A 16,539-nucleotide genomic window follows, 5' to 3' on the forward strand; every position below is an offset into this window, starting at 1 on the left:
CGGAAGGACGCGCAGAGGGATTAGCGGAAGGACGCGCAGAAGGCATATTATCCACGGCACAGAACCTGAAAGCCATGGGGCTGTCCATAGAAGATATTTCTCGCGCCACCGGACTCTCCAAAGAAGACATCGTGAAATTGTAGGTTTCTTGTAGGGTGTCATTCCGGTTCACACCGTCGCATATATACCCGAAACGAATCATCACAAACCGGAAAACCAATCATAACACAATGGTTTTCCGGTTTGTGGTAAGAATAATTTATCTATTCAAACTCATAATCCAATACATGTAAATCATTATCCATTGAAGGACTGAAAATAACCCTTTTGTTTATTTTATCGTAAACCATATGAGACGCTATGATATCTAAGTTTATTTTCTTCATAGGATTCCCCTCATAGTCATAAACCTCTATGGAAGATGTTCCTGACAATCCAGATGTCTCCACGTCTCCCTGCGACAAAAGGTAAAAGCATTTCTTTCCGCATACCACATCCGTATAATACCCTCCGTCTTTCATCCTTTCTTCTCCGTCACCCTTTACGGCCAACTCTGGTATCACATGCCGCCCGTCGGACAATGAGGCTATCATAAAACCATCCTGATAAAGGTAAGCAAATACGGCATACCCAAACGCCACATCATACGAAAAATTATAAAGCGTGGAATTACCACCTTTACTTTCGTCAAAAAAAACAATCGAATCCGAACATGACAGATTCTCTATATCCGTAATCTCCCATACAACTTCTCGCGGACTATATGAAATATTTCCAAAAGTTGAATATGAGACAAACTTAGGGGAATTTAAAGGCATCTGCACGCCCATATTCTTTTTCTTTTGAATCACATACGAACTGTCGACCTTCGTCACGTCATAGATTCCCCACCGAAAATTATCAATGACGGTATAAGCAGTATCCGTTATTGGTATCAAGTGAGGAGAAATCCATTCATTCTCTCCGTTTCCTTTACGGCCGAATTTTCCGGTAATCCGGAAATCATTTGTGTTGAACACATAATAAAATGGTTCGCCACCACCATTCTTACAAATGAGCATTGTATCCACGATACACCACTCTTTTATATTCATAAATTCATCTACCACAACCGGATAGGTTTCCATTGAAATGACAGCACCAAACTCACGAGTATTATGTTTCTCTTCCCATCGTGGCGCAGTCTTATCATTATTACACGACACTAATGCTGTAACAAACGATACATACAAAAGAACTTTTTTCATGATATTATCATAATTAGACGAATAACAAGTTGTTTTCCACTATATCAAAATGTGGGGACGGTGCTACTCCATCTTTCACATCGCCCCCATCGGGAAAGTATAAATGTAAGAGTTTCCTTACTTACATCCGCAAATATACGAGATTCGATTCGAAGTTCAAATAAAAATGCAAAAAAAAGTAAGAAAAAAAGTTTGTATCCCTATTTTTATTTCAAATAATAAAAAAAGAGAACCGCCCCCAATCTTGTTTCTTGAAGTTTGGCCTCGCTGCCGTAATCATCACCGTGAACAGCCCCAACCAACGCTTCACCATACTGCCACTGGGGATAAAAACCGGGGACATCTCGCACAAGCTTTCCTTGAAGGTGGGATTGTCCGTCGGACAGGTTTTCCATGTGACAATAGACCTCATCCGCATATTCAAAAATACCCAACCAACGGTCGGAGGTCAAAAAATCATGAAACGTCCCGACCTTTCCCGCGCTCAGGAAGTCTTCCGCCTCCCGACCTTGTTCGGGAGTCAGGCTACCATAGTCCGCACGATAAGCCAATACCGGAACCGTATCACGCCAAACATAAATATCGTTGGAAAAGGGTGCTTTCAGGAAAACGTCCCCCTTCGGATTACGGATAAAAGGTTTGCCCACCGGCCAAATTGCCTGACTTAAATCAGCAGAAAGGAACCTACCCAATACCTTGCCCGATGTATCCGTATGGATAATCAATTCTTCACGGTCTCCGGGAGAGCTGTTACTAAGCAAGAATCCGTCATCTACAGGAATAATGTCATGCATCATAAAATCTACAGGCGTACGGTGCAACAAATTCAGGTCTGCATCATAAGAGAGGATACATCTTCCGGAAAAATCCATCAAGTGCACCCGGCCGCCTCCTGAAGCAATAGCGTTTGGCATAATATACTCATTATGCCCCCGTCCCACCGTCCGTATCTGCTTGCATAATCTCCCTGTACGCAGGTTGAAGGCCGACACGGCTTTCGAAACGTCCAATATATAGACCATGGAATCCAGAAAACACAAATCTCCTATCGAAGCCATGGCCTTCCCATCCGTATACAACTCTACTGTGTCTATACGTGCCAAAATATCCGACACTTTCAACTCATCTCTCTCGAAAGATTTAATTTCCACAACCCACGGTTCGTCTTTTCCTTTCTTTACACCATTTTCGTCTTTGCAGCCCCAACAAGTCCATACCACACCTGCCACGGCCATCCAAACCATTGTCTTCATTTCGCAGCACCATTATTCTTTTATTTCAAAACCATACAGCATGTTTATCTCAACTTTATGTACACAAATATTTCGGGTCTCTCCCCCGACTGCAATATGGCAGTGAAAGAGAAACCCGAAAGTTTCAAGTCATCATCCGATGCCTAACACCGGACGTCCTTGCTGCAACCGGCGCAAGCGCAACAAGGCCTCATAATAATAGTAATCGGCATAGATGATGGAAGCGTCTATCTCGCTCCCGGCCGGATGGTGTCCCGTACTGTGAAGCAGGAAAGACACGCAACGTTCTCCGCTCTGGTAGTTCCGGCTCAGGGAGGACAACATGTTTTCTGCCGCCTCACGATATTGCCGTCCCTTCTCTACATCCACATAACCGCTCAACTCCAACAAAGCGGAAGCCACCACACAGGCAGCCGAAGCATCCTTGGGTGCCGACGGCGACGGGTCGTCGAAGTCCCACAACGGTACCCAGTCGTCCGACCGTTCGGGCAAACGTTTGAGGTACACATCCGTCACCTTTTGCGCAAAAGCCAGAAAGCGGGGGTCACGGGTCTCACGATACACCATCGTGTAACCGTAAATGGCCCAAGACTGCCCCCTCGCCCACATCGACCGGTCCGAATACCCTTGGTGTGTGACACCTTTTATCAACTTACCGCTCACCGTGTCGTAGACCGCCACATGATAGCAAGAGCCATCCTTGCGGAAATGGTTGTTCATCGTCGTCTCGGCATGACGCACAGCGATGTCGTACAAGTTCTGTCCACCACCATTACGGGAAGCCCAGAAAAGCATCTCCAAGTTTATCATATTGTCCATGATGGTATTGTGCGGCCATCCTTGTTTTTCGACTTCACGCGGCCAACTCAGAATGGTACCTATCCGGGGATTGAAAAGTTTGGCCAACTGGTTGGCCGTGCCGACAATGACATCTCGGTAGGACGCACAAGGCGCGATGCGCATCCCGTTGCCGAAACTGCAATGCACCAGAAAGCCCAAATCATGGTCGTACGGGTCACGGTCGGCCAAGTAAGCCAGTGAGGCCGTGTAGTTCCGGGCCTGACGTCCGATGTAAGCCTCGCCCCCATATTCATAGTCATACCACAACACGCCCGGCCAAAAACCGCCGCACCACTCTTCGGGTGTAGCCGGACGGCAATTCCACTCCGTCCGGCCCTCCTTCAAATCTTCCGCAAGAATGTTACGCGGCATTCGGGTATAATCCCATCCGCCGTCTTTCTTCAAACCTGCCAGTGCACGTGCCACCTGACGATGACAGTATTGCAAGTCTTTCTCTACATCGACCCGCTGCTGGGCTGCCACCGGACGGCAGCACAATCCCAACAGCAATACAAATCCTATTTTATAGTTTATCCGTTTCATTGTTATCATTCTAAAAATCCCTATCGTGTACTCTTCACGCCGTATGCGCAGAAAGTGAGATAGAAAGCACAAATCAGCAGCACGCACACACCGGCTGTGATACCGGCCGCGTCCGTAGCCGCACCAATCAACGGGGTCACCGCACCGCCACCGGCCACCGCCGTAATCATCAGACCGGAAATCAGATTGGCTTTCTCCGGCATGCGCTGTACGGCCATGGAGTAGATGATGGAGAAAATGCAGGAGCAGAAGAATCCGATGCCGCCCACACAAATCAGATCCACCGTGGCATCTTCATAGAAAGCCAACACCAGAATGGCGGCAATAGCGGCCAGAATATTGATACGGAAATACTTCATCTCGGATATCTTGGTCATGAAGAACACACCGAGGAACGCTCCCACCGTACGGCAAATGAAGTACACCTGAGGAGCCACACCGGCATCCGATGTATCCCAACCGAAACGGGCTATCATGACTTTCGAACTGATGAAGTTCGTGGCCACGTCGATACCCACCACGAAGAAGATACCCAGGAAGAGCAACAGGATGGTACGGTCGGACAGCAAGCCCCACACCTTCCCCATCGTCACGCCGCTGTCTTCCCTTTTCTCATGAGGTATGGGCGTGAAGTACAGCCAAAGGGCGGACACTAACGTAATGGCACCGAGCACGGGGAAAGCCAGATACCAGTTGTCCTTGTCGCCGCCGCCCAGCACGTTCACGGCAAAAAGCATGATGAACGGGCCGCAGAACGAAGAAACAGCCTTGACAACCTGCCCGGCGGTCAGACTGCTGGTCAACAGTTTCTGGTCGGTCACCACATTATTCAACAAAGGATTGAGCGACACTTGCAGGATGGTGTTGCCGATTCCCAACAGGGCATACCCCACAAGACAGGCCCAATCGGTCTTCAACAACGGAATGAGCATACCCACAAGCGTGACCGCCATACTGAGCATGACGGTGTTCTTGCGCCCCCAGGCGTTCATCTTGATGCCCACCGGTATGCTGAAAAACAGAAACCAAATGAAGACCATCGAAGGCACGAAACCGGCCATGGTATGGCTCCAACCGAACGCTTCGCGCGCATAATCCGACGAAATACCGACAATGTCACAAAAGCCCATCACAAAGAACCCGAACAGAACGGGAAGGACCGCAAGCATAGATGTTTGTTTTTTCATGTTGTTTTTATATTTTAAAATGAGTGTTTTTCCCGTTTACGGAGTAACTCGGAACCAGTCTACATCCATCCATCCCCGGTTCACCGCAGGTTCGGCATGCGGCTCCACGCATACGAAGCCCACCTTTGCGCCTATCCACTTGCCCTGACGGGCTTTGAACGGCTTGCCACAGGGAGTAAACGTCTGACCGTCGAGACTGTATGCAAAACGGCACATCCCTTCTTCGGCCACTTGTACCCGCAAATAGACCGAACGGCTGACCGTGGGTGAATAAATGATAGTTTGACGTTCGGACGGCTCGAAACCCGCCAATTTTTCCACAGATTCCTTCCCGCCTTGCTCTGCATCCTTACAAACCCGCTGAATGAGGATGAAACGGTCGCCCTCCCGACGCACGGTCAGTGCCGCATAATCCCATCCCATGACTATCAGGCCGCCTTCCTGACCGTCTTCCTTGCTCACCATCGTGACTTTTGTCGTAGCCGTAAAAGTCTCGGCGGGGAACTTTTGGAGCAACATATTGGATGCTTCCCACAAATTTATATACTTTTCGGATAACGGCCAAGAATATAAACGGATAAAACCGTACGGAGTGGTAAATCCGTATAAATCCTGATAATTGGAATGCCATTGCCATTGCAATCCAAGCTCCGTAGTGTCGAATTCGTCGTTTTCGGCCGGATTTACCCGGACGGAAGACGGCACGGACGGCTTGCGGTAGGTCAGTACGGGATTGCCGCAACCGTCACCGTCCTTATCCTCGCCCACCACCGGCCAGTCGTCTTTCCACGTCATGGGTTCGAGCCAAGTCACACGGCCGTAGCATCCTTTATCCTGAAAGTGCACGAACCAGTCTTCTCCGGATGCGGTCTGCACCCAACCGCCCTGATGGGGTCCGTTGACCGGAGTATCCCCCTGCTCCATGACGCGACGCGCTTCGTACGGCCCGTACACGTTGCGGCTGCGGGCGGCCATCTGCCATCCCATTTGCACGCCACCGGCCGGAAACATCAGGTAATAGTAACCGTTGCGTTTATAAAACTTAGGTCCCTCAGCCGTGTGGTTCACATCATCATTTCCGTCATACACGATGCGGGAAGGGCCGACTACTTTCGTGCCCTCCGCGTTCATTTCGGCCACACACAACACGGAATTGATTTGTGCACGGCTTCCGGCCCACGCGTAAGCCAGATAACACTTTCCGTCATCGTCCCACAACGGACAGGGGTCGATAATGCCTTTGGCAGCCTTGACCAACACCGGATCCGACCATTCGCCGGCGGGGTCTTCCGCCTTGACCATATACACGCCGAAGTCCGGGTCGCCCCAATAGATATAGTACTCCCCGTTATGGTAACGGATACTCGGTGCCCATACACCCCTGCCATGCTGCACGGTAGCGTAAAAGTCCGTCGGAACCAGTTCCTTCAAAGCATAGTTCACGACTTTCCAATTCACCAAGTCCTTGGAGTGAAGGATGGGCAGGCCGGGCACACAGGAGAAACTGGAAGCCGTCAGATAAAAATCATTCCCCACGGCACAGACATCGGGGTCGGAATAATCCGCATGAATCACCGGATTCTTGTACATGCCATTGCCCAAATCGGGCGACCATACTGCTGACAGGTATTCCTGCGTTTGCGCCGCAAGCGGGATTCCTCCGCAAAGGAGGCAACCGCACATCGCCACCCGCAACATACCTCTTGATAAACTTTCTTTCATCATTGTACACTTTCTGTTTGATTCGATTTATAATCTTTCCTTATTATATATATACGAACGAAGAGCGGATTCTCCCTATTTAAGAATACAAAAAAACCTTGCAAAAAGCAAAATCAGCTCTTGGCAAGGTTCTTTTATGCTAACGGACAAGCCTTTAAATCTCAATCAGGCTGAACGAATAAGCCGGAAGCTCATAGTCGAATTCAGGTTTCACCTTGATGTCGCTCTCCTTCGGACGGGCATTGCGGTCGTCCCAGTTACCGGTCAACACGTGCAGGCGGGCATCCAGACTCTGCGCCTCGCCGAAACGGTCTTTCAGGCTCGACAAGTCCAGCTTCCCTTTCACGGGATGGTTCAGGAGGTTCACCATTTTGATGTACACTTTTCCGGTTTTGGAATCACGTACCGTACTGACCGCCAGACGCTCGCGTACCCCCTTACGGCCTTCGTTCACCGAAAGCGTGCTTTCGATATACTCGTCGCCGCAATAGTTGCCGCAAAGCTTCTGCACGTAGTAACCTACCGTGGGCTTCACTTCCTTGTTATTGAAATAAATCATGTCGGGATTCCATTGCGTATGGTGTTCTTTGGCCAACAAAGGAGCATACGAGCTCATGGCCACCACATCACCGTTGCGCTCCATGCCGCAAATGTGCAGGGCTTCGCACAAGGCCGTCTCTATGTTGTTGGGACGGCCGGGAGTATGAGCCGCGTATTCGCCCAAATACACTTTGGAACCGTTACGGTCGTATTGGTCATAATAGTCCTGATGATAAATGAACCAACCGGGCGTCTGATAATAATGCTCGTCGATCATGTCTATCTTATGGTCTTTAGCCAAACGCCAACCGGTCTCGTAATCACTACCTTCCGACCACGGTCCCGACGTACCGCAAACGACGATGTCAGGATACTTCTCTTTCACAGCCTTGACAATCATCAGATAACGTTCTTCAAACGTTTTGGAAATCAAGTCTTCGTTGCCGATACCGATATACTTCAGATTAAACGGTGCCGGGTGTCCTTGCTCGGCACGGAGTTTACCCCATTTCGTAGTCTTGGCGTCTCCGTTAGCCCACTCAATCAGATCCAACACATCCTGTACGTATTTCGGCATTTTGTCCATCGGGATACCTCCCTGTTGTCCGTGTCCGCGGTCGCTCGAATTCTGGCAACTCACACCGGCCGCCAGCACCGGAAGCGGTTCGCACCCCATGTCCTCGCAGAACTGGAAGTACTCATAGTACCCCAAGCCTTTCGTCTGATGGTAGCCCCACAAGTTGCGTTGGGGTTTGCGGGCTTCCAACGGACCGATCGTCTCCTTCCAATTATAAATGTTGTGCAAACCGTCACCATGAGCCACACAACCGCCGGGGAAGCGCATGAACTTCGGTTTCAAATCGGCCAAAGCCTGGGCCAAGTCAGCCCGCAGGCCGTTCTTGCGCCCCTTAAACGTCTGTTGCGGGAAAAGCGAAATCATGTCCAAAGCCACCTTGCCCGTCCCCAACGGTTCCACTTTGATGGAAGCATGGTCGGCATCGGCATCGGCTTTCAGCACCGCAGTCATTTTTTTCCAGTCCGACTTGGGAGCTTTAAGGGTAGTCTGTGCCACCACCCGACCATCCTGCACAAGGCTCACCCGTATCTTTCCGCCTTTGCCCTCCAACTGCTTGGCAAACACCGACAAATCGTATTTCTCACCTTCACGGACGGGAATACCGTCGAAACCTCCATTCAACAAGGCCACCTGACTAGGCTGTTTCACGTCCACGACGGCATAATTAGGGTTGTTCTCGTGGATAGGCTCGGATGTCCGTATCTCCCACGTCCCGCCGTCGCCTTCCAACGTCCAGGCAAAATCAGCTTTCCATGCCTTGTTTCCACCCTTGACATCGGCTTGGGAATATTCAAAATCACGATTCTGCACCAACTCGGCATACAAACCGCCGTCGGCAGCGTAATTGATGTCCTCAAAAAAGATACCGATCAATTTATCGCTGATCTTCTTCGTCCGGCCCGCATCTATCTTGATTGTGGCTTCAAGAGGCTTCAAGCCTCGGAAACGCACTTCATTGTCCCGCGCCAATTCTCCGTTGAGTGCGGCCCAGTATGCTGCGCTTTCTACAGCCTGTACCATGCGCTCCACTCCGGCATACGGCACCTTGAATACCTGTCCGTTCACCGGCTGCCCGCCCACAAATGCCTGCTCCGTCACCGAAGGATAAACGGAAGCATCGACTTTGCGCGGCTTGCTGAAATGATAAAAATCTTTGGAAACGGTTTCGTACACCCCGCCATCCTTGGTCTTGAACACTACCTTATAAGTAGCCGTTGCCGCGTCGTACGACAACACGGGAGCGATACAACTGTTCACCCCTTCCATATAAGGATAGTCCTGCGGCCGCCATTTTACCAAATCGGCACTGTAAGCCACGGCAAACTGATTGGCATAATCGTTCACCTGGAACACGCAACGCCACGTCCCGTCCGGCATCTGTATCAGATTCGGATGGTACATTTTCTTTTCCGGTCCCCATGTCCCGAAGTCGCTCTTAATGAAAGCATGGCCGGGCCCAATCCCCTTCCACACCTGCCGGTTCGCACTCCAAGCAAAATTCAACCCACCGCCCGCATGCACATTATAGGCCATGAGATACACCGAATCGGGAACAGCCGCCCCAGCAGAACCGGCCGTCCACAATCCGCACCCCAACAAGGCCGCAGAAAGAGCCTTGTTCACGAAATGTTTTTTCATGTCAAATTAATATTGAAAATTAGATAAAAATATATTGCCTAACCGTTTAATCTTCTTCGGCTTTCAATCCCAACTGTTTAATCCGGATGTCCGTCGAAACGCCCCGGCTCTTCAGTTCCAACACGGCCGTACGTTCGGCTGTCGTCGTGTTCTGGTCCAATTGGTAATGCACAGTATATTTTCCGGCACGCCCGGAAGTGGCAGCCCCGTCGGCCAGACGCACCCACGCAGGCGCTTCTCCCTTGAAAGCCAACGTCCAGTCGTCACCGTAAGTCTGGAATATCAGACTGTCACGCACCTGACGGGCCGTATCCTGCAACGTGAACTGGTAGTTTCTGCGCACCGGGCGCTCGATATTCAAATAGTGATACTGTGTGTAAGAAGTCACCAGCGTCTTACCGTCGGCATGGAAATAAATGTAACCCGTACGAACCGTGTCCGTGTTGTTCACATCCAAGTCCACATCGAGCCTTTTCACCATAAAATATCCTTGGGGAACGGTACCGGACATGGAATCCGCGTCCACATGAATCCAACCTTCCGACACCGAAAGAGACCAATCATAAGTAGTGGCAAACCTCAAAGAATCAACGGTCTGGTCGGCATAAAGCACAGAACCGTATCCGCTCGGATAAATGATTTGTGCAAAATTGTAAGAATTCTCCTTATTATCACAAGCCGCAAACAAAACAGCGGCCAAAGCTACTGAAAACCCAAGTACTTTCTTCATGATATTTATTTCATTAAAATGATGAGCAAAGATAAATAAATAATTGAAAGTATCCCCATTTATCATTATCTTTGCAAGATGGAAAACCCTTTTTATAACGATATTTATGAAATCTTGCAGACGAAGGGCTGCGAAGGACTTCCCGTAGGCATCATCGCCAAACAGGTCTACAATCGGCACGCCGGACTGTTTAATACGGAACTGACCTACGAAAGGGTTTACCAGAATGTACGTTTCTTTTTATGGGCACAATCTTGCAAACCATCGTCGCCTTTCATGGGGACGGCCAACCGTGGTTGGTATGCCCTGAAGCCCAACGTCTGCCGACAGATGCGAATCGACTTCACCGAAATTCCATCGGAAGAAGCCACAGAAGTCCCTGAAAAAGAAGAAAAAACGATTGATTACCCCACTCTGTTCTAACCGGAACAAGCGTTTCACCCCAAAATCTCCGAAACGGGAAAAACACCTCCGCGCCACAACTCGGACGGTGCGGCTGAGATTGGAAAAAAGTTCTGCGCCAAACGATTTTTCAATCTCCTGAGATTGATTTTTCGTTTGGCGCAGAACGAAAAGCCGTTCTCCCGACGATGTCGCGTCCCTCTAATTTTGTAATTTTTTACGCCTATTTACCACTTCGCAGGACAGCCCGTTGCCTTTACCTTTTTGGTCTTTCCGCCGCACTTGATTTCGCAAGGGCGACTGGCTGTATAATACCATACCCCGCCTTTCCGTTCCATGGACACGTCTACCGGTTCGGACGAACGTACCTCTATGCCTTCCGAAAGGAACTGCAAGCCATGCCCCAACAGCAAGCGCACAGGCCTGCCGTCTTTCTCGCGCAGGCAGGCATACGAAGCGCGGGCTTTCATCTTCCCCCATCCGGTTTCTTTGTCGAAAGACGTAGCAGAGAGAATAAAATCCTTCCGGCCGTCCTTCAGTGTCACTTCGATACCTGCCGCATCGTCCGCCCCCTCCGGCCGGACAAAGTCCACACGGCTGACAGAGTTGCCTTCCGACGACACGGACGGTTCGAACACCGACACGAACGGGCGCGTCCAAGCCTCGCCCGTCTGGCGGGCTACATACGTCAGGGTCGGTTGCCCTTTTATCTTGTAAGGCATGCTCCTGTCGCGGCTCAATCCTTCCGTCTCGGGGCTCAACGCACGGAAAATCTTCCGCCCGGGCATGCCCTGTTGCCACATCGTCATGCGGATGTCGTCGCCCCCGGCATCGGGGCGTACCGTGAAATCCGCACGGATGTCTTTGTCCGTCTGCACCATTTGCTGGTCGTATATATAAGAATAAGCATACAGGTGTGCTCCGGCGAAACTCAGTTCCTCCGACGGCGCGAAGTCCAACGGACTGCCGTCGGCCGCCGTCACGCTCATCGTCTGCCCCAAATTATGGTAGAAATAATCGTGCATCTTGTCACCGCCTTCATGCTTCCGGCTTCGGAATATGTCCACATAATAACCGCCGCCGTCCGTATCCACGATGCTCAACAGGCGTGTCTGGTCGGCCTGCGACTCCGGTTCACGGAAGTATGTCTCGGTATAACAGACTCCCCTGAAGTAATTCTCCGATGCCAAATTCCGTTCTTCGGCCGTAGACGGCTGGGGGTAACTGTGCAACAATTTGAACGCATGGTTGCTCTTCATCACGGGATAAGAAGAAATGCCGTCCACACAAACCGTATTGTGACTGGGGAACTGGCTGTAATACTCCAGATAGTCCAGACCGGAATACAAGGATTGCCCGATGCCCGCGTCAGGCCCCAACGTCAGGCCCTTCCCATAGAACTCCACCGACAAGCCGTTGGCATGCTGATGGTTGCCCTCGCTGCCGTTCAACGAATACATCAGGCTCCGCCCGGCATCCATGCCGTTGCGCTGCACCAGCCAACTGACCTTCGGCACATAAAAAGTCGGACTGACATACGTTTCTATGTCACCGGCCGCAATCGTCGTGTCTATCGTCAAATCCTCCTGCGGATAGAGGTTCATCAGGTTCCCGCCGCTCCTGGGACGGTCTTGCGACGCAGCGAAGTCCGGTTCAAAACAACGCAACATGGCCGTGAAGCGTTCCTCCTGCCTCCGCTTGCCATACCGCCGGGCATTCTTCACCATGCTGCCGAAGTAGCTCGTGCGCAACGGTCCGGGATGCGTGTCCCCGAATCCTACAATCTTACGGTTGGGGAAGCAGTATTGCGGGGTGGCGGCCACGGCTTTTTCTATCACCGGGATTTCGCGGGTCAGGTCGCGCCCAAGGTACTTGTCGAACAGCAAGACAAAATCCGTATAATCATTGACCACGTTGCAACTGTATCCCGGGCATTCGTTCCAGATTCCCGTTCCTGCATCGAAACCGTAGTCGGCCAAGGTCTTCAGTCCCCACTGCCGCAAGGTGCTGTCCTGCGCCACGACATCGAAATAATATTCCCGTCCCTTTCCGTCTTCGTAAGCTTCATTTTCGTCCAACACCAACGCGATGGCAAAGATAAAACGTGCCTGGATGATATTCCAATTATTATGGGGCACACCGTTACGGACGATCACGTCGGCCATTTTCTTCAGCGCACCGGCATAAACGGGCATGCAGTCCGCATAATGCCGTTCCATATAGGTATAAAGGAAGTCGTAGCATTCGGTAAGGAGGGGCACGATGCCTTCATGGATGACTTCAAAAGATGTCATGCCGACCAACGTCTGTTGGTGGCCATGGTTCAAGTCCCGGGGCAGGTCGCGGTAATAAATCCCCTGCAAATAAGTATCGAGCACTTTTGCCGCCATCCGGCCATACTTCTCTTCTCCCGTCAGCCACCACAGGTAGGCCGCATCGCGTGTATGACGCATGATGTCTATGTTGCCGCTCTCTATCTGCGTGCCTACTTTCTCGGGCCTTACCCATTCCAAAGGCTGACCCGGCAAATTACGGTTTTTCATGTAAACGCCTTGTGTCTCGTCGGCATACGGCAAACGTTCTTCTATTCCCGGACGGGCGTACGCCGTGGCGGCAGCCCGTGCACCGCTGAACATGACCGTAGGCACCGGTGCCTTTTCTTCTCCCACATGGCTGAACCATTCACCACGGATATACACGTCCTTGGCCTGTGTTTTCCAATTCATATAAAGCCGCGAACTCAAATAGTCTTCCCCACGCTCCGCATACTTGTCCACATTTTGCCTCAAGGCTTCCACGACCTTGCGCGCCCAATCCTGTTCCTCTATCAGTTTCAAAGTAGCGGACTTCTCCGAAGGAGTCGTTACGACACACGGATGCCCTGCCTCTCTCCCATCCGGGACAGGGGTGGCCGACATTACGGCAAATTCCGTCCCGAGGCTCATGGCCACGAACATAAACCAATTTTTTCCCATAAGTTTCATTTATAATATTTGATTCTCATATAATATATACGAACGAACGTCACATTATACGCAATCAATACCACTCAATATTTGAACTATAGCTACTTTGTTTTTTCCATTTCAGCACGTCGGCCAGCTCCGAAGCGTTGGCTGAAAAGGTGAAATTATAGGAAGTATAAGGACTCAACACCACGCTTGCCGACATGGAAAAACAATGTAAGTCGCGTGAAACAGAGGCTGTTGTCATAGACAGACGATGATAGTTGAAGTCATATCCCGAAGAATAGGTCAGGTTCCATCCGTCCGAAATACGGATATTCCCCGAAAAGTTCAGCGTATGGGTCAGCTTATATGGGTAGCGCATCTTCTTCACACGAATCTGTGCACCGGTGTTTTCCGACATAGTCACACCGTAAGATACGGTAAACGACCACGGCAACTGGAATTTCAGATAACCGTCTTCATCCACTTCGGCCTTTTGCGGCTCCTTTTTGGCTCCGGCCCGTTCCGACTTCTTACGGTCGGGGTCTATATTCGTGTCGCCCACATCCTCCTCATCCGTCTCGCCGTCTGTTTCCTTCACTTCTTCACTGCGGCCTTTCCCCCATCCGAAAAGCTTCCTGAAGGTCTCGTTGTTGAACGTATAAGACAAGTTCTGCGACATACCTTGAAAACGTCCGAAACGTCCGTACGACCATTCCGTACGGTCGCCAACCTGTACTCTTCCGTTTTCGTCGAACTCGTACGCATAAGTGGCAAACTGGGCGTTCATGCTGAACGTGTAGTTCCAAGGCGTCTTGATACGCACCCTCATGGACAAATCGCTCCACGGCTGACGCTCGGCCGCCATGTTATAACTCAGGTTCGCTCCCAGTTCGTCGATAAGGCTGACTTTCCGTACCGAATCGTTCTTCGTACGGACCTTCATCTCGATATTATTGGAGATGTCCATCGACACGCTTCCGGTCTTACCCCGCCCCGGCACACCATAGAGGCTGCCGCTATAAGGAGAATAGCTCACCGTAGACACATTGCCGTCTTTATCCGTCTTCACGTACGACGCATAATAGCCATAACGGGACGTACCGAAATCCGGTGCATAATTAAAGCTTACGGTCGGCGTGAAGACATGGCGGATGGTCTGTATCTTCTTACCGAACAGCGGCGTGTAAAAACCGTAAAGTTTGGTCGTGGCCGATACGCTCATATCATAATTATACACGTTCTGGAATCCCCAGATCGTGTCGTTCACCTCACGTTGGTTTTCTTCATCCCATCCTTTCATGACCTTATGCGTATACATGCGGTCGGTAAACCTGAATTCCGGCGTGACATTGATATAGTTGAACAAACTGAACGTCGCACTGATGGGTACGTTATGGCGCATACCGTTACGCCAGTCCTTAATCAGGTTGGACTTGAACAACAAGTCTTCTTTCGTATCTATGCTGTTGCTCAAGCTTCCGGTGTAGCTTAAAGCAATCTTTTCGTACCACTTTTCTTTCCCCGCAGCCTTCTTGCGCTTGAAAGGATAGAAACGCGCCAATGTAATATCAAGGCTTGGCAAAGTCATCGACAGGGAAGAATCCTGAATGCTTTGCGACAAGTTAAAGGAGCTGGAAAGCGTCAACCCTATCCGCTCGAAAGTTTTGGAATAAGCCACACTCGACGTACGCGTACTCTGCGTGTAGTTCTCCGGATTGTACATACTCGTCAGGTTGTTGCGCTCGTAGTTGGAGGTAGCGAAATTCACACTGGCAGAAAAACTTTGCGAAGGATTAGCTTTGGCATCCTGACGATGCGTCCACTGGATTTTGAAACTGGTGGACTTTGAATAATCCGGCATGTTCTTCTCTCCTTCCACCGTATTCTGATAACTCAGGAAGAAGTTACCATTGAAGCGGTAACGCTTACGGTAATTGGATTGCGTACTCAGTCCCCACGAGCCTTTGGTATAAATCTCTCCGATAAGTTTCAAGTCTATCATATCGTTGATGGCGAAATAATATCCGCCATCGCGCAAATAAAACCCACGGATACTCTCATCGCCGAACGTGGGCATGATGAATCCTGAAGAATATTTCTTACTGAAGGGGAAGAAACCGTAAGGAATGGCCAACGGCAAAGGTACATCCTCCACCACCAGATAGGCCGGGCCGAAGACGACATCCTTTCCCGGACGTACTTTCGCACGGGTCAATGCCATGTAAAAATGAGGATGCTTGGCGTTACAGGTCGTATATTTCCCGTGACGCACGTACATCACGCCTTCCGCATCACGTTTGGACTCCTCGCTAATCAGGAACCCGTCGCCCTGTTGGGTATACACATTATCGATAAAAGCCTTGCGGGTCTTGAAATTGTAACTGATACGTTCCGGCTCATACTGGTCGCTTCCTTGCTTGAATACCGGTTGGTTCTGCACTTTCCCGGTCGAGTCGGGACGCCCTACGGCATGCACGATGCTGCTGTCCATGTTCATCGTGATCCAATCGGCCTGCAATTCCAGATTGGTATAATTTACTTTACTGTTACCATACAAATTGGCATTTCCCAGTCCGGCCTCGAAAGTCACCGAGTCGGAAGCCGTATATTCTACAGGCTGGTCGAGCACCGACTTGCTCACCTTAGCGGTGTCTTCCGCCACCGAATCTGTCTGTACGCTGTCTGTGACCACCGCTCCGATGCTATCCGGTGCGGCAACCTTTTCCCGAACACTGTCAGGAACATGTCCGACACTGTCCGCTGCCATTTCACGCAAACCGGAAAGTATCGTATCTTTCAGTAAAGAATCCGCCGCTCTACTATCTTTTGCCAGACTATCGGACATTCCTCTTCCTATCTCAACGTAAGAAGACGAAAGCCCTCCGTTCAATCCGCCTTGCGCCAGCATA

10 protein-coding genes and 1 pseudogene are annotated in these 16,539 nt (G+C 50.5%); 2 read left to right on the forward strand and 9 right to left on the reverse strand.

Annotated features, from left to right (window positions below; all coding sequences use genetic code 11):
* Positions 1-143, forward strand: a pseudogene (locus tag HMPREF9441_RS19300) (Rpn family recombination-promoting nuclease/putative transposase); the annotation flags it as partial.
* A 120-nt stretch (positions 144-263) separates the two neighbouring features.
* On the opposite strand, the gene HMPREF9441_RS00475 reads toward HMPREF9441_RS19300, so the two are convergent.
* The 7 genes from HMPREF9441_RS00475 to HMPREF9441_RS00505 all read right to left on the reverse strand — a co-directional run bounded on the left by HMPREF9441_RS00475 (position 264) and on the right by HMPREF9441_RS00505 (position 10,277).
* Entirely contained in the window at positions 264-1,247 is a 984-nt protein-coding gene (locus HMPREF9441_RS00475) for a TolB-like 6-bladed beta-propeller domain-containing protein (protein WP_008616690.1), read from the reverse strand.
* Between the two features lie 206 nt (positions 1,248-1,453).
* Positions 1,454-2,500: a 6-bladed beta-propeller gene (locus HMPREF9441_RS00480; RefSeq protein ID WP_008616693.1), complete on the reverse strand. Its 1,047-nt coding sequence runs from the start codon at positions 2,498-2,500 to the stop codon at positions 1,454-1,456.
* Positions 2,501-2,632: 132 nt separating this feature from the next.
* Positions 2,633-3,883, reverse strand: a complete 1,251-nt coding sequence (locus tag HMPREF9441_RS00485) for a glycoside hydrolase family 88 protein (protein ID WP_172634890.1) — start codon at positions 3,881-3,883, stop codon at positions 2,633-2,635.
* Between the two features lie 20 nt (positions 3,884-3,903).
* Complete coding sequence (locus HMPREF9441_RS00490) at positions 3,904-5,070, reverse strand: MFS transporter (RefSeq protein ID WP_008616695.1); 1,167 nt, start codon at positions 5,068-5,070, stop codon at positions 3,904-3,906.
* A gap of 36 nt (positions 5,071-5,106) precedes the next feature.
* Positions 5,107-6,768, reverse strand: a complete 1,662-nt coding sequence (locus tag HMPREF9441_RS00495; protein WP_172634891.1) for a glycoside hydrolase family 43 protein — start codon at positions 6,766-6,768, stop codon at positions 5,107-5,109.
* Between the two features lie 178 nt (positions 6,769-6,946).
* Positions 6,947-9,547, reverse strand: a complete 2,601-nt coding sequence (locus HMPREF9441_RS00500; protein ID WP_008616697.1) for an alpha-L-arabinofuranosidase C-terminal domain-containing protein — start codon at positions 9,545-9,547, stop codon at positions 6,947-6,949.
* Positions 9,548-9,593: 46 nt separating this feature from the next.
* Positions 9,594-10,277, reverse strand: a complete 684-nt coding sequence (locus tag HMPREF9441_RS00505; protein WP_244949536.1) for a BACON domain-containing protein — start codon at positions 10,275-10,277, stop codon at positions 9,594-9,596.
* A gap of 78 nt (positions 10,278-10,355) precedes the next feature.
* Here HMPREF9441_RS00505 and HMPREF9441_RS00510 point away from each other — a divergent pair, with 78 nt between their 5' ends.
* Positions 10,356-10,700, forward strand: coding sequence for a hypothetical protein (locus HMPREF9441_RS00510; protein WP_008616700.1), 345 nt, complete (start codon positions 10,356-10,358; stop codon positions 10,698-10,700).
* Between the two features lie 206 nt (positions 10,701-10,906).
* On the opposite strand, the gene HMPREF9441_RS00515 is transcribed toward HMPREF9441_RS00510, so the two are convergent.
* Both HMPREF9441_RS00515 and HMPREF9441_RS00520 read right to left on the reverse strand, forming a co-directional pair.
* Positions 10,907-13,663, reverse strand: a complete 2,757-nt coding sequence (locus HMPREF9441_RS00515) for a heparinase II/III domain-containing protein (RefSeq protein ID WP_008616702.1) — start codon at positions 13,661-13,663, stop codon at positions 10,907-10,909.
* Between the two features lie 55 nt (positions 13,664-13,718).
* Positions 13,719-16,538: a putative LPS assembly protein LptD gene (locus HMPREF9441_RS00520; protein WP_008616709.1), complete on the reverse strand. Its 2,820-nt coding sequence runs from the start codon at positions 16,536-16,538 to the stop codon at positions 13,719-13,721.
* Between the last annotated feature and the right edge of the window lies 1 nt (position 16,539).

Origin of the sequence: Paraprevotella clara YIT 11840 (assembly GCF_000233955.1) — a bacterium.
Classification (GTDB): Bacteria; Bacteroidota; Bacteroidia; order Bacteroidales; family Bacteroidaceae; genus Paraprevotella; species Paraprevotella clara.